General features: G+C 55.6%; 13 protein-coding genes and 1 tRNA gene. 5 read left to right on the top strand and 9 right to left on the bottom strand.

Features of this window, described 5'->3' with window-relative positions:
* The 3 genes from plsX to NZ453_RS19095 form a co-directional block, all read right to left on the bottom strand.
* Positions 1–1014, bottom strand: a complete 1014-nt coding sequence (gene plsX / locus NZ453_RS19105) for a phosphate acyltransferase PlsX (protein WP_263772490.1) — start codon at positions 1012–1014, stop codon at positions 1–3.
* Positions 1015–1081: 67 nt separating this feature from the next.
* Positions 1082–1261, bottom strand: a complete 180-nt coding sequence (rpmF, locus tag NZ453_RS19100; protein WP_263772488.1) for a 50S ribosomal protein L32 — start codon at positions 1259–1261, stop codon at positions 1082–1084.
* A gap of 25 nt (positions 1262–1286) precedes the next feature.
* Positions 1287–1778, bottom strand: a complete 492-nt coding sequence (locus NZ453_RS19095) for a YceD family protein (RefSeq protein ID WP_263772487.1) — start codon at positions 1776–1778, stop codon at positions 1287–1289.
* A 113-nt stretch (positions 1779–1891) separates the two neighbouring features.
* On the opposite strand from NZ453_RS19095, the gene NZ453_RS19090 reads away from it, so the two are divergent.
* Positions 1892–2485, top strand: a complete 594-nt coding sequence (locus NZ453_RS19090) for a Maf family protein (protein WP_263772485.1) — start codon at positions 1892–1894, stop codon at positions 2483–2485.
* Between the two features lie 36 nt (positions 2486–2521).
* Positions 2522–3214, top strand: a complete 693-nt coding sequence (locus NZ453_RS19085) for an SAM-dependent methyltransferase (protein WP_338051192.1) — start codon at positions 2522–2524, stop codon at positions 3212–3214.
* A 23-nt stretch (positions 3215–3237) separates the two neighbouring features.
* Here the strand turns inward: NZ453_RS19085 and NZ453_RS19080 are convergent, their stop codons facing one another.
* From NZ453_RS19080 to NZ453_RS19070, 3 genes are all read right to left on the bottom strand, one after another.
* A complete protein-coding gene (locus tag NZ453_RS19080) occupies positions 3238–4191 on the bottom strand; it encodes a S49 family peptidase (protein WP_263772481.1) in 954 nt (317 codons plus the stop codon).
* 155 nt (positions 4192–4346) lie between these two features.
* A complete protein-coding gene (locus tag NZ453_RS19075) occupies positions 4347–5003 on the bottom strand; it encodes an HAD family hydrolase (protein ID WP_263772479.1) in 657 nt (218 codons plus the stop codon).
* The gene (locus tag NZ453_RS19070; RefSeq protein ID WP_263772477.1) at positions 4987–5985 is read right to left on the bottom strand and encodes an RluA family pseudouridine synthase; all 999 of its coding nucleotides are present in this window, start codon (positions 5983–5985) and stop codon (positions 4987–4989) included. The genes NZ453_RS19075 and NZ453_RS19070 overlap by 17 nt, the downstream gene beginning before the upstream one ends.
* Positions 5986–6374: 389 nt before the next feature.
* Between NZ453_RS19070 and NZ453_RS19065 the strand changes: the two genes are divergently transcribed.
* Positions 6375–9104, top strand: coding sequence for an Rne/Rng family ribonuclease (locus tag NZ453_RS19065; RefSeq protein ID WP_263772476.1), 2730 nt, complete (start codon positions 6375–6377; stop codon positions 9102–9104).
* An 87-nt stretch (positions 9105–9191) separates the two neighbouring features.
* Here NZ453_RS19065 and uvrB read toward each other — a convergent pair whose 3' ends face one another.
* Positions 9192–11261 (bottom strand): excinuclease ABC subunit UvrB, encoded by a 2070-nt coding sequence (gene uvrB / locus NZ453_RS19060; protein ID WP_263772475.1) that lies wholly within the window; start codon positions 11259–11261, stop codon positions 9192–9194.
* Between the two features lie 146 nt (positions 11262–11407).
* On the opposite strand from uvrB, the gene NZ453_RS19055 reads away from it, so the two are divergent.
* Positions 11408–12610: an amino acid aminotransferase gene (locus NZ453_RS19055; protein WP_263772474.1), complete on the top strand. Its 1203-nt coding sequence runs from the start codon at positions 11408–11410 to the stop codon at positions 12608–12610.
* Positions 12611–12712: 102 nt separating this feature from the next.
* On the opposite strand, the gene NZ453_RS19050 is transcribed toward NZ453_RS19055, so the two are convergent.
* Positions 12713–14593 carry an AsmA family protein gene (locus NZ453_RS19050; RefSeq protein ID WP_263772472.1) on the bottom strand — a complete coding sequence of 627 codons (1881 nt, stop codon included), beginning with the start codon at positions 14591–14593 and terminating at the stop codon, positions 12713–12715.
* A 55-nt stretch (positions 14594–14648) separates the two neighbouring features.
* On the opposite strand from NZ453_RS19050, the gene NZ453_RS19045 reads away from it, so the two are divergent.
* Positions 14649–14724 (top strand) — tRNA-Asn (locus tag NZ453_RS19045).
* Between the two features lie 327 nt (positions 14725–15051).
* On the opposite strand, the gene NZ453_RS22240 is transcribed toward NZ453_RS19045, so the two are convergent.
* Positions 15052–15180 carry a hypothetical protein gene (locus NZ453_RS22240; RefSeq protein WP_420851688.1) on the bottom strand — a complete coding sequence of 43 codons (129 nt, stop codon included), beginning with the start codon at positions 15178–15180 and terminating at the stop codon, positions 15052–15054.
* Between the last annotated feature and the right edge of the window lie 15 nt (positions 15181–15195).

Raw genomic sequence — 15195 nt, 5'->3', positions numbered from 1 at the left:
TTATGCGGTCTCCTGAATGGGGTGCTGCCGGGCCACGCGTTCGGTGATGCGGTCCTGCACTCCGCTTCTCACCGTATCCGCGGCCCGCTCCAGCGCGTTGGCAAAAGAAAATGCGTCGGCCGAACCGTGGCTTTTGACGACGATACCCTTCAGCCCAAGCAGACTTGCGCCATTGTATCGCCTGTGATCTACACGTTTCTTGAAACGCTTCAACACAGGTAGCGACACCAGCGCTGCGAGTTTAGCGAAGAGGTTTCTCCCATATTCCTGGCGCAAGAAAGTCGCGAGCATCTGGGCCAACCCTTCAGAGGTCTTCAATGCAACATTACCGACGAAACCATCACACACAATCACGTCGGCTTCGCCTTTGTAGACTCCATCGCCTTCAACATTTCCGATGAAATTGAGGCCGGAATCCTTCATCAGTTCGGCGGCTCGTTTCACGACATCATTGCCTTTGATGTCTTCCTCGCCGATATTCAGTATCCCGACGGACGGCTTTTCCCGGTGTTCAATGGCACCAACGAGCGACGCTCCCATAATGCCGAACTGGAGTAAATGCTCAGGCGTGCAATCGACGTTAGCACCCAGATCGAGAACGTGTACGTGCCCCCGTAACGTCGGCAGAATGCCACAGATAGCCGGGCGGTCGATTCCGGGGAGTGTTTTGAGAACAAACCGCGAAATCGCCATTAGAGCGCCAGTATTGCCGGCCGACACGCAGGCATCCGCCTCTCCATTCTTGACGAGATCGATGGCCACGCGCATCGAAGAATCCTTCTTGTTGCGGATAGCCAACGCCGGCGACTCGTCCATCGCGACGACCTCGCTTGCATGACGAACAGCGACTCTTGGATTCCCCGCCCCCGCGAGGTACGGGCGTATCTTTTCGTCAAGGCCGACGAGGATAACGCGAACGTCGCCATGCCGGGCGATAAAATCCAAGGCGGCGCGCACGGTCACTTCCGGACCGTGATCCCCCCCCATGCAGTCGACCGCTACGGTGACAGTCATCGGAAAAAAGGCAAAAGAAAAGGCAGGCAATTCCCAACAGGGAATCGACCTGCCTGCTCTCTAAATCCTATTCGGCTGAACCCTTGGCAACCTTCTTGCCACGGTAGTAGCCCGAGGGGCTCACATGATGACGTAGATGCACTTCGCCGGTGGTGGGCTCAACAGCCAGCGGCGGGTTGGTCAAAGCGTCGTGCGAACGGTGCATACCGCGCTTGGACGGCGATTTCTTGTTCTGTTGAACGGCCATAATTGTTGCTCCTAGATCATGTTCACTACGCTTTGCTCTTCAAATTCTTGAGCAATGCAAAAGGCGATTCTGCTTTTTGTTCCTGCTCAATCTCTGGCAAAGCACAATTTTCGTGGCGCGGCGCTGAAGGCAGATCGAGGATGATCTCATCTTCGATCAAATCAACAACATCCAACTCACTCTGCGCCTGGAGGAAGTCTCTTGAATCGTCTTCGATTTCCTCCTGCGTCAAGTCTTCTTCGTTATCGACAAACTCGAGAACGCTACGCAGCTTAACCGGATAGCCGATTCCCTCAAGGCAGCGCTGGCAGCGAAGAGACAGCGCTCCGTCCACTTTCACCGTCAACTGTGGCCGGTTATGCGACCCCAAGCCTCCATCGATCCGGTACTTCAAGCTGCCCTTGTTATTGGTCAGCATATCGAGAAGCCGGGCGAGGTCCGCAACCGCAACTTCACCTTCCAGCGAAGCGCTTTCACGTGCAAAAGCGGAACTGTCGATAACCACCCGTTGCGACATAAGGCGCGCATGATATTATTTTTGCCCTTCGAAGTCAAAACAGGCTTTCTACTCGGCACAACATGTTATTTCGTTGAGCCTCCGGAAAAAAGCAACCCAACAATCCCTTTGTCATGCAGCTACCTCAAATCGTCCTCGCCTCTACTTCGCCTTATCGACATGAACTGCTTTCCCGCCTAGGTCTTCCTTTTGAGACAGCAGAGCCCGGAATCGACGAAACGATACAGCCAGGCGAATCGCCTGAAAATGCCGCTCTGCGTTTGTCCGAAGCCAAAGCACGCGCAGTAGCAGATCGTTTCCCTTCGGCCTTGGTCATTGGAAGCGACCAAGTCGCTTACTGTGGTAGTGAGTTGTTTGGCAAACCCGGGTCTCACGACAAAGCGGTGGAGCAGTTGCGCGCGTTACGAGGACGGACGATCAGGTTCTTTACGGGGCTGTGCCTGCTTAATGCACAGACCGGCAGATCCCATGTGGCTGGAGTTGGCACGGACGTCACGTTTCGCCAGCTATCGGAACAGGAAATCGAGGAATACCTCTGTAAGGAGCGCCCATATAATTGTGCCGGTAGTGCAAAATCCGAGGGACTTGGGATCGCCTTGGTTTCCAGAATGGTGGGGGAAGATCCCAACGCGCTTATTGGCCTCCCCCTCATCGCCCTCTGCGACATGCTTCGCCTCGAAGGGATCAACCCTTTGGCATCCTCGTAACCCCCCTGGCCCCATATGAGGACAGGAAAACTCTATTTGATCCCCGTACCACTGGGGTTGGGACCTATCCCCTCGGTCCTTCCCGACGCGGTGATTTCGCGCGCCAAGCAGCTGGGGCACTTCGTCGCCGAAAACGCGAAATCGGCCCGCGCGTTCCTCAAATCTATCGGTTGCACACTTCCCCTGCAACAAATCGATATTCGCGAACTCAACGAACATACGCTAGAAGAGGAACTCGATACGCTGCTCGCGCCGGCAAGAAACGGGCATGATGTTGGGCTGATCTCAGAGGCCGGTTGCCCCGCCGTAGCTGACCCGGGGAAGAATCTCGTCGCGTTGGCCCATCAAGAAGGTATCGATGTCGTACCAATGGTCGGTCCGTCGTCGATCCTCCTTGCCCTGATGGCCTCGGGGTTATCCGGACAAAGCTTCGCTTTTCACGGCTATCTGCCAGTCAAAGACGAGTTGCGCCAGAAGCGAATCCGCGAACTTGAACATTTATCCCGAACGGGAAAAACAACCCAAGTATTCATCGAAACCCCCTACCGCAACCGGCAGCTTTTCGAGGCATTGATTCGCATTTGCGCCCCGGATACGATGATCTGCATCGCCACGGACCTTACGCTGGATACGGAGCGTATCGTTACCGCAACCGCGTCCATCTGGCGCAACCGCACACGGCCTGAAATAGATCGGCGGCCAACGGTTTTCCTGTTCCAGGCGGCCTAGAACTCCCTTCAGGGATTAGGTCATCACCGAAGCATGGGCCGTTCAGCGCCGAACAAGCGAAAGACCACATCGGTCAGCACTTCAGCCCCAAGTCGCTTGGCTACCCTTTCGGCGATATTCTCTTTCACCGAGTAATCGAGAATATTCTCCGCCTTGATCTGGTCGCGCGCGACTGAGTCTACCGTACCGAAGTCGTCAGCCAATCCCATTGCAATGCTCTGGCTACCGGTCCACATCAGGCCGGAGAACATCTCCGGAGTCTCCTTGAGTCTGCCCCCGCGCCCTTTGCGGACTACCTCGATGAATTGATTATGAATTTCTCCGAGTAGTATCTTGGCATGCTCTTTCTGCTTCTCATCCTGCGGCGAAAACGGGTCGAGAAAGCCTTTATTCGCCCCTGCAGTGAGGAGCCGCCGCTCCACACCAATCTTCTGCATCGCCTCGGTAAAACCGAACCCATCCATCAGCACGCCGATTGAACCGACGATGCTAGCCTTATCCACGAAAATCTTGTCTCCCGCAGAGGCGATGTAGTAACCACCAGATGCGCAGACATCTTCGACCACTACATACAGCGGTATATCAACGTACTTCGCGCGCAGCCTCCGGATTTCGTCGTAGACAATCCCCGATTGCACGGGGCTGCCACCCGGGCTGTTTATGCGCAAGATAACTCCAGCGGTTCCCTTGTCCTCGAATGCAGACTGTAAGGCACCATTAATTTTTTCCGCGCTCGCGTCCCCGGTCGCCTCAATCGTTCCACGAATGTTGATCAGTGCTGTGTGCTTACCGTCAACCAGCTTTTCCGATCCTCCCCAATCCACGACCAAGAATAGGGTGGCCACGAGATAAGCAAGGATAGCGAGCTTGAAGAAAATGCCCCACCGCCTTCTCGCCCGCTGCTCCTTTAGCGAGGCAAGCGCAATTTTCTCCAGAAGTTGCCGTTCCCAACCCGGATCGTTTTCACGTATTTCCACAGTAGCTTTACTCAGTATAGAGATCAGAGGTGAAGAGAAGGTTGCATGCTGGGTCACCGTTAACGGACAAGCAAGTCACCTCGCTCTCCGCAACTAACGCCGGACGCCTAGCCGCCACATGCATAAAGCAAGACAGTATAGCGTCCAATCAGCGTTTAAGCATTTGACTTAAGCCAGCACCTAACCTCGCTAACGGCGCTAAGACATGCGAGCGGCGCTAACGTTTCGAGAACTTCTGCTGCATGAGCCCCATAGCTAACCGCGAGACTGGCGACCCCTGCATTCTTCGCCATTAGAAGATCGTGGGTCGTGTCGCCGATCATTAACGTTCGCTCCGGCGGTACATCAAACTCTTCCATCAGTTCCTGCAGCATTTGCGGATGAGGCTTCGAAAAACACTCGTCCGCACACCGCGTCGCCGAGAAGAACGCCCCGAGCCCCGGATTTGCCAATGCTCTGTTTAATCCCAATCGGCTTTTCCCCGTAGCAATTGCCAAGGTAAATCCCGCCGACGTCATCTCGTGGAGTAGTTCTGGGACGCCGTCAAACAAACGAAGGCGATGATCTTGTGAGAGGTAATGAAACCGGTAGCGCTCTACCATCTCAGGAAACCGGTCTTCGTCGAGATTCGGAGCAGAATGCCGCAGCGCGTCAGCCAGACCGAGCCCTATCACTTGACGCGCGTGGTAGTCGCTTGGTTCCTCAATACTAAGATCCCTGCAGGCTGCTTGCACCGCTTCAACGATCGCCGCAACCGAGTCGCAAAGCGTACCGTCCCAATCGAAAACCAATAGGTCAAACTTTCTCGCCATAGTCTCGCTTTTCTCGCGAATCGATTCTCAGTAGAAATGAATGAAGCGCATCCGGCAACTTCGCCTCTAGAGCTAGAGGATCGCCACTGAGCGGATGTGGCAACACCATTCTTCTGGCGTGTAGAAACATCCGTTTCAGCCCCTCCTTGGCGATGGCCTTATTGAGGGCGAAATCGCCGTATTTTTCATCGCCGACGATCGGAAAGCCGAGGTGTGCGCAATGAACCCGGATCTGATGGGTGCGGCCGGAAATCAGTTCGGCCTCGAGAAGGCTGAAGCGTTCCCAGCGCGCTTGAAGGCGAAATACCGTATGCGATTCTTTACCTTCTTCGGAAACACGTACGCGGCGCTCGCCTGATTCGTTCAGGTATTTGTACAGAGGAAGTTTTACGTGTCGGACCGGATCAGGCCACCGGCCGCTGACCAGCAGCAGATATCGTTTGTCGACCTCCTTGCCCCTGCTCGCCCCTCTGCTCACGGTGCCGCGAAACATGTCATGCAAGGCCACAAGCGCGGAGCGCTTCTTGCCGACCAACAAGAGTCCCGACGTTTCGCGATCGAGGCGATGAGCCAGTTCAAGGAAGCGCGCATGAGGGCGCTGGCGCCGAAGCGCTTCAATCACGCCAAAACTCACGCCGCTCCCGCCGTGAACAGCAATACCTGCAGGCTTATCGACCACGAGCATCGCGTCATCTTCATAAACGATCGGCAGTTCGGACTTGAGTTCGGCGCCGGCGACGATTTCAGCCTCCCGAACCGCGATGCGTACAGGAGGGATACGAACCACATCGTCCGTACACAAACGATAGGCCGCTTGCCCCCGTTTCCCATTAACCCGGACTTCGCCACTGCGGATAATTCGGTAGACGTGGCTTTTGGGGACACCCTTACACAACTTCAGCAGGAAGTTGTCGAGCCGCTGTCCATCCTCGTATTCGGTAATCGTGGCCTGAGTAACAGAATCTTTGCTTACTTCGGCCATTTTGAATATACTGATTTTGATTTGCGTCTCGGCTTGAAAGAGGCGCTGACCCGTGAGACCGTCGAGCGGCGCCGTTTATATTGGCAACGCAATTTCCGGCAGGCACCAGCCGCCTCGCTTGCACCAACCTGTGCAAGATCAAACAGCGCAAATCACCTGGTTAAGTACGCTCACCAAAAGTAGCGATACTACTTGATTTGCACGCGCCAAGCACGTCCGGATCGCCCCAAGCAGATTCCCGGCCCTTGCTTTCCAAGGGTCGAAGAAAAAGACTCAGCGAATAATTTCACATTAGTTGCAATAGCGGAATCCATGTAGTTTTCCCAAAACTAATCGGTCGCTGCCTGCACAAGGCGCTCCCCCCGTATTCGCGCGTGGGAGCCCGTTTTATGAAACGAATGTTGTTTAATGCGACACAGGCCGAGGAATTGCGTGTCGCCATTGTCGATGGTCAAAAGCTGGTTGATCTCGACATTGAATCGGCGTCCAAAGAACAAAAAAAGAGCAATATCTACAAAGCGGTCATTACTCGGATAGAACCGAGTTTAGAAGCTGCTTTTGTCGACTACGGCTCGGAACGTCACGGTTTCCTTCCCTTCAAGGAAATCTCCCGCTCCTATTTCCAACCTGGGGTTGAAGCCAATCGCGCGACCATCAAAGAAGCACTGCGCGAAGGCCAGGAATTGATTGTGCAGGTAGACAAGGACGAGCGCGGAAACAAAGGCGCCGCCCTAACTACCTTCATAAGCCTAGCTGGTCGGTACCTCGTTCTGATGCCCAACAACCCTCGAGGGGGTGGCGTTTCACGACGCGTCGAAGGCGACGAGCGCAGTGAACTGCGGGATGTCATGGATCAGCTTCAGGTGCCCCCGGGCATGAGCTTGATCGCGCGGACGGCGGCGATCGGTCGCAGCGCGGAAGAACTGCAATGGGACCTCAACTACCTCATTCAGCTCTGGAAAGCCATCGACGGCGCAGCTAATCAGCAAAAAGGCGCCTTCTTGATTTATCAGGAAGGCAGCCTCGTTATCCGTGCGATCCGCGATTATTTTCAGCCCGACATTGGCGAAATCTTGATCGACACCGACGAAGTCTTCGATCAAGCGCGGCAGTTCATGGCGCACGTCATGCCGGCAACCGTCAATCGGATCAAACGGTATCGCGACGACGTTCCGCTGTTCTCGCGCTTCCAGATCGAACATCAGATCGAGTCGGCCTATTCGCGGCAGGTCAGCCTGCCTTCCGGCGGTGCGATCGTCATCGACCATACCGAAGCCCTGGTTTCGGTTGACGTCAACTCCGGCCGGTCAACGCGAGGTGCCGATATCGAAGAAACCGCCTTCAAGACAAACCTCGAGGCAGCCGAGGAAATCGCCCGACAGTTGCGCCTGCGTGACCTAGGTGGACTCATCATCATCGACTTCATCGACATGGAGAGTCAGCGCAACCAGCGCGAAGTCGAGAACCGCCTGCGCGAAGGATTGCGCCTCGACCGGGCGCGCGTTCAAACCGGGAAGATCAGTCGCTTCGGGCTGATGGAATTGTCCCGACAACGCCTACGTCCCGCTCTCGCCGAAACGAGCTACATACCCTGCCCCCGTTGTTCCGGTACTGGCCATATCCGGAGTGCTGAATCCGCGGCTCTGCACATCCTTCGCATCCTCGAAGAAGAGGCGATGAAGGACAATACGGCCGCCGTCCATACACAGGTCCCGGTTGATGTGGCAACGTTTCTGCTCAATGAAAAGCGTCAGGATATTCAGGCGATCGAGTTACGCCACAAGGTCAACGTTCTGCTCATCCCGAACATCCATCTCGAAACGCCCCAACACAGCATCACTCGCCTGCGGCACGAGGAACTGAACCAGGACGATCTGCAGCAGCCGTCGTACAAGATGGTGGAAGTACCAGCGGACGAAACACAGAAGCAAGCCACGCAAATGGCGGAGAGCAAGCCACCGCGTCAGGAAGCTGCGATTAAAGGTATTACGCCAGCGCAGCCGGCGCCCGTTGTCGCAGAGCGGTCAAAAAATACCCCAGAGAACGCTGGTCAAGGCTTTTTCGCCAAGATTCTCTCGTGGTTCCGTACGGAAACGCCGGCGCCGGCAATTCCAAGAGCTGAAGTCAAACCGCGTCCCAACGGGCCGCGTGATGGACGCCGGGGCGGACGGAACAACCGCCGGGACGAAGAGCGTGAAACACGTGATCAGAGAAGCGGGCGCGACTCAACTCGAGACGTGGCACGCTCCGCTTCTACTCAGCAACGCGACGAGAATAGCAAGCCCCGTGAACCCAAAGAGACGCGGGAACCCCGTCGCCGCAACGAGAACCGAGGCGAACGAAAGGAACAGGCAGCGCCGGTCGCTCAAGCAGATGCAAAACCGGCGGCAAATCCTCAGATGGCGGAAGTCCCGAACAACGGACGCAGCCTTGAGGACAATAAGGAAAGTAACCAGATGGGGGGCTCGCGTCGTCGCGGCCGCCGCGGCGGCCGGCGCGATCGTGGAGAGCAAACCGGAGATGTGCCTGAGCATCAAGTGAAGGTCGAGAGCGAGTCCGAAATAGCTAAAGCAGAGAGCGCCGCTGTGCCAGACGAAGCCCAACGCCCGACGGCCCCGCTTGCTCAGGAAGTGGCGTCTCCCGTAACAGCGCCGCAAGAGTCTCTGGAAACGATCGCCGACCATGCACCTGCAAGCACCGAAGCCGCGACAGCGATTGCCGCAGTAAGGCGCGAAGATGTGACTAGCGTTACTGAGCCTGCCGAAGAGGAACAAACGCCGGCGATGATCGGAACGGACGAACCGAAGAGTCCCGTGATCGAGAAGCAAGTGGAGCTTCCTTTCGCGAGTTCTGCGAAGGGGGCGGAGGAAGAACTCCCCGCACCAGTTCAAACGGAAACTGCCTCCTCCACACTGGAAATCGCTGAAGGCGTCACGCAGATCGACGAAGCACTATCAGCAAGTGGTCTCGTCATGGTGGAAACAAGTAGTGAGAAAGTGAAAGAATGGCAGCCGGAAGTGCAGGCTGCAGAAGCGCCGCGCCCCCGCCGCCGCCGTCCTGCCCCTGCTTCAGCCGCCCAGGAACCCCTGGTCATGGTCGAAACAAACCGGCAGGAGTGAGAACTAGGAGAGAGAAGGTTAACTAAAACGGGGGCGCTTCGGCGCCCCCGTTTAGTTTTCCGTGATCGTTTGAATGCGGTTCTTCATTCAGGCGTCGCCATCGTGTTTCGTCGCTCCAAACAACTGCTCTTTGACTTTGAACAACTCATCGCGCGTCGCCGCTGCCTTCTCGAATTCAAGATTCTTGGCATAATCGGCCATCTGTTTTTCGAGGCGTTTGACCTCGCGCGTAAGCTGCTTTTCGGTCATCGTTTCGTAACCGGCACGCTGTTGCGCGGCTTTCAGTTCGCGTTGCGCATTCTCTGCGTCATAAACTCCATCGATGATGTCCTTGATGCGTTTGCTCACACCCATTGGCGTAATGCCATGAGTTTCGTTGTAGTGCATCTGTTTTTCCCGCCGCCGCCCGGTTTCGGCAATCGCCCGCCGCATCGAGTCGGTGACTTGGTCAGCGTACAGAATCGCTGTCCCCTTCAAGTTACGTGCTGCACGACCGATAGTCTGAATGAGTGACCGCTCGGACCGGAGGAAACCTTCCTTGTCAGCGTCGAGAATGGCAACGAGCGATACCTCCGGTATATCGAGGCCCTCCCGCAGTAAGTTGATTCCTACCAGGACGTCGAACTGGCCCAAGCGGAGATCACGAATAATCTCGACACGCTCGACCGTATCGATATCTGAGTGGAGGTAACGCACGGAAACCCCGTTTTCTCCAAGATAATCGGTCAGTTCTTCGGCCATGCGCTTGGTCAGCGTAGTCACTAGAGTACGCTCTTGGCTCGCCGTCCGCCGACGAATCTCCGACAGAAGGTCATCTATCTGCGTAGCTGCCGGACGGACGATGATCTCCGGGTCAACGAGTCCGGTAGGACGGACCACCTGCTCAACGACCTGCCCCTGATGTGTCCTTTCGTATTCGGCCGGTGTTGCGGACACAAAAATGGTCTGCCGAGCAAGGGCCTCGTATTCCTCGAACTTGAGCGGGCGGTTGTCGAGTGCTGACGGGAGACGGAATCCGTAGTTCACCAAGTTTTCTTTCCGTGAGCGGTCTCCCTTGTACATTGCTCCGACTTGCGGGATCGACACATGCGATTCGTCGACGAACATCAACGCGTCAGCGGGAAGGTAATCGATCAGCGTGGGTGGTGGGTCACCGGGTTGGCGTCCGGATAAATGCCGGGAGTAGTTTTCGATGCCTTTGCAAAAGCCAAGTTGATCGAGCATTTCAAGATCGAAGCGCGTACGTTGTTCGATGCGTTGAGATTCAACGAGGCGCCCTTCCTGGTTGAAGAACTCGATACGCCGGTGCAACTCGTCCTTGATTCCCTCGATCGCCCTGACCACCGTTGCTCGCGGCGTAACGTAATGTGACGACGGAAAAACGGTAAAGCGGGCAAGCTTGGCTTTCAGATGCCCCGTAAGCGGGTCGAAAAGCTGCAAGCCATCGATCTCGTCATCGAACAGAGAAATGCGAATGGCGTTCTCAGCATGCTCGGCCGGGAACACATCAATGACGTCGCCCCGGACGCGAAAGGTACCTCGGTGAAAATCGGTCTCGTTACGTTCGTATTGCATTTCAGCGAGGCGTTTGATGATGTCTCGCTGTCCCATCCGGTCACCGACCCGCATGGTCAAAATCATCTTGTGGTATTCATCCCGGTCGCCGATGCCGTAGATGCAAGACACCGTGGCCACAATTACGCAATCGCGGCGCTCGAGCAGACTTTTTGTCGCCGACAACCGCATCTGCTCGATATGTTCGTTGATCGCCGAATCCTTCTCGATATAGAGGTCCCGCGAAGGAACATAAGCTTCAGGCTGGTAGTAGTCGTAGTACGAAACGAAATACTCGACGGCGTTCTCCGGAAGAAACTCACGGAATTCGGAGTAAAGCTGAGCTGCCAACGTCTTGTTTGGAGCGAGAACCAACGCGGGCCGGCCGGTGCGTGCAATCACGTTAGCCATCGTGTATGTCTTGCCAGACCCTGTTACTCCGAGCAGAGTCTGGAATGACAGGCCGTCCTGGAGCCCCTCAACCAGCTTCTCTATAGCTTCCGGCTGATCTCCCGCTGGTGGAAAAGGCTGGTACAGACGATAAGGGCTTCCGTCAAAAGTCACGAATCCGGAACGCTCCCGGTGGAGTGCATTAGTTGTCATGCTAGAATTCCTGAGGAATTTGTGCGGCAAAACGCCGACTCGCGCACGAATGGCGCGTTGTTGTACAAGTCCAGTCTCAAGCAACTTACCATGTGCCCTCGCACGCAACAACCCTGCAACGCTCACCGGAATAAGTGATTCTCCAAATGACATCCTCGATTTTCTCTTCCGTGGAGATGGCTCCGCGCGACCCGATTCTCGGCCTCACAGAGGCTTTCAACGCTGACCCCCGTCCGACGAAAGTCAATCTCGGTGTTGGCGTCTACTTCGATGAGAACGGAAAAATCCCGCTTCTCAACGCAGTGAAGATCGCGGAGAAAAAACGCGTGGAAACCGCACCGGCTCGCGGATACCAGCCAATCGATGGGCTGCCTGCGTACAACAAGGCGGTTCAAGTAATGCTTTTCGGAGAAGGATCGCAGATCCTTTCCGAGGGACGCGTGGTTACAGTGGAATCCCTGGGGGGTACCGGCGCTCTGAAAGTCGGTGCCGATTATCTCAAGCGCTTGTTACCCAATACGACGGTTTATATCAGTGATCCAAGCTGGGAGAACCATCGAGGCGTTTTTGAGAACGCCGGCCTGACAGTAGACGTTTACCCCTACTACGACGAGCCGACCCACGGCGTAAATTTCGACGCGATGAAGGCGAAGTTCAATGCTCTGCCTGCCGACTCAGTGGTCGTCCTGCATGCCTGTTGCCATAACCCCACGGGCGCCGATCTTACCGAGACACAATGGGCTGAGATCATCGGGATTATCCGTGAACGGAAGCTCGTCGCATTCATTGATATGGCCTACCAAGGCTTCGCGGAGAGCATCGCAAAAGATGCCGTCGCACTCAAACTTTTTGTTGAATCGGGCGTGCAATTCTTCGTCGCAACCTCTTACTCGAAATCGTTTTCAATGTATGGGGAGCGCGTCGGTGCGTTGTCCGTCATTACATCTTCCAAAGACGAATCGGCCCGCGTTCTCTCTCAAATCAAACGTATCGTCCGTACCAATTACTCCAATCCCCCAACACACGGGGGAGCTATCGTCGCGGCCGTTCTCTCGGACGTAGAGCTGCGGGCAATGTGGGAACAAGAATTGGCCGGCATGCGCGACCGTATCCGCACGATGCGGCACAGCTTGGCCGAAAAACTTAAAGCGGTGGGTACCTCTCAGGACTTCAGCTTTGTGACCAAACAACGTGGAATGTTCTCTTATACGGGTCTTTCGGCTGAGCAAGTCGCTCGGATGCAAAGCGAATTCGGTGTTTACGCCGTTAGCACCGGCCGTATTTGTGTTGCGGCGTTGAACACGAAGAATATCGACTACGTGGTCGACGCTATCGCGGCGGTCCTGTAGCCTGCAATCAACATCGCCCGGTAGTCTTTGGGCAGCGAAAGAAAAAAAGCCGGGCAATTGCCCGGCTTCTTCATTTTCGTAAGACCCGCCGTCGCGCCTGTCTTAATGAGCTTTTGCCTGGACGTAAGGCGTTTCCAAAGATCCGCCAATGACGACAGGCACCCGTGTCTGGTTTGCCGTCCCGCGCATTTGCAGTTCCAGTTTCCCCGACACGTTTCGGTCCCGAGCCACTTCGATGGCACCCATCGATTGCACCAACCCCGAATTGATGACAACACCCGACAAACGGCTGTACCCTTTGCTAATCTTCAGTCGCCCTGAGAGTTGCTCAAACCCTGTAGCCCCTCCTTGAACCGGCGCTGCGGAAAGCCGTCGTACTGCCTCGGCCAAGTCGATTCCCCGGATACTGCCACGGCGAACGGTAATGTCACCATCCGCCTCCACTTTGGAAAGGTAGTTATCCCGTGATTGAACTGGGGCCGAAAAGTGTACCTTGCCCGCGAGTTCGCCGGATACTGGCGCACCGATGCCGAACACCGTCGACAACTTCCCTGCGTTGATCCTCTCAAATGAAAGATCGCCAGAAAGTACATCGTTGGCGGCGTCGAGCACGACACTACCTTTGGCCATTCCGTCGAACGCACGGACATCTACCGCCGTAGCCTCAAAGACTCCTGATTCGATCTTCCCTCGAGCATTAACAGATTCGAGTATTGCCGCTGGCGTTGCCGGTAGAGGGCGCCATCCCAATGCCTCCATTTCAACCTCAAGACGGTTCCCAGAAGGCACCAGCCGGAGTTCGACGGCACCATCGCCACTTCGCAACGAGACCGTCCCCTCTGCTCCATCCCTCAACGCAGCCACCCCTTCAAATCCGGGGATGCTCAATCCAGCGAAAGAAATAGTAGCTTTCTCAAGTCGAACCTGGTCCATTCTGAAGCCGGTTGTCGTTTTCGCGACATTTCCGAGGATTGTCGGCATCTGGGCGACGGTATCTGGTGTCAACGTGAGGCCACCCAAAACAGCTTCGTGCCATGCTGGTTTCAAGCTTTTCAGGTCTTCGAGTGCCAACTGCACCCTGAGTTCGGAAGCTTTCAGTTCCCCTCGCCCATTACCGATGACTACATCGCCTAACGCAATTGCGAGAGTCGGTCGATAGGTCACTTGAATTGAACGGACCGTAGACGGCTTGCCGGTCAGACGCGTCAGTTCTGCTTCAACCTCCGGTAAATACAAGTTATAGGGGAAAAAGAATAAAGCGATAGCAGCAAGCGCAACAAGCCCCGCCATTCCACGTATCGCAATCGACAACCAAGAAACTTGGCCCCGGCGCTCGCCCCGACGAATCGGTCTTATCCTTACGCGTTCTTCAACCATTAAGCTGGTGTTGGGAAACCAAGCTTTCAGACGTTCAAGCACTGAACGCTGCGACGCATCGGGACGATCAGTTTTTCGTTGCGCCTCTTTTCGCACATTCTTGTCCGGCGTTGGCGAAGGAACAGCCTTTCGTTGGCCCTTCGTTTCGGTTTTTCCAAAAGGCACTGGCGGGAGCGAGAAGCGCGACATAGGGGCTTCGCTCTGCTCGGAGTATTCGAATTTTGAATCGGTAAAGGTGGCACCCGTCGATCCAGTCTTCAATCGCTGGCTGATTGGCGATGGGCGATGCTCCTTTTTCTTCACCAGCGAACCGATTTGCGATGCCTTCTCGACCGCTGCCGCTCGAATCTCTTGTGCAACTTTCTTGCTTTCCGCCCACAACGAGTCCTGTTCTATCTTGGGCGCGATAAAGCCGCCTTTCTCTAGCTCTCGCAAGGCTTTTTCAGTGAGTTCTGGATTGCCCGTCTTTAAGCAAAGATCGCCAACCGGGGATTGGCCGTCGACGAGAATCAGGATCATCCGCACATTCCGCTGCATCAGGCGCGTGCGTTGTTGAACCGCTTCTTCACCCGCGGCTGTCTTTACATAAATGAGTTCTGCGTCCATGGATATTCGAAGTTGACGAAAGGTCTTCGAGTGTCTAGAATGCGCGCTTCGTTGTTCCTCGATAGCTCAGTCGGTAGAGCGCCGGACTGTTAATCCGTAGGTCCCTGGTTCGAGCCCAGGTCGAGGAGCCAGAAAATTCAAGGGGTTGCGAGAAATCGCAGCCCCTTTTTGTTGGGCTTTTGGACAGAATATCAGACAGTGTCTAATAAAACCCCCGATGGTCGGCATTCTTGCTCTCTCGGCATATTATACGAATGCCAACTAGGGTAAACGTTTCGCGGAAAGAATGCGAATGTTTGCTGCAACTTCACGGACAGCGGTACCAAGGAGGCCAGCCCATTGGTTCTCGTCGATCGCAGGATTCCATGTTTCGGCCAGCCGCCAGCCCTCCGCTCTCATTTGCTTTTGATTGATTTGGGGCTTCGTGAGAGCCAGTGCGCCGCGAAGGCAGGCCCTGCTTATCCGCCCTTTCTTTCTGCCAACCGCCTAAGCCCGTCGCGGACGAGGGCGGTGGCTTTCTCGGACGAGCCCGACTCGGCATAGCAGCGCAGTTCCGGCGCATTGCCCGAGGGGCGGAAATGCACGATGTCCCCGTTCTCCAG

Origin of the sequence: Propionivibrio soli (assembly GCF_025770765.1) — a bacterium.
Lineage (GTDB): Bacteria > Pseudomonadota > Gammaproteobacteria > Burkholderiales > Rhodocyclaceae > Propionivibrio > Propionivibrio soli.
Note: the sequence above shows the minus strand (reverse complement) of the source record. Positions and strands in the feature narration are given on the sequence as shown.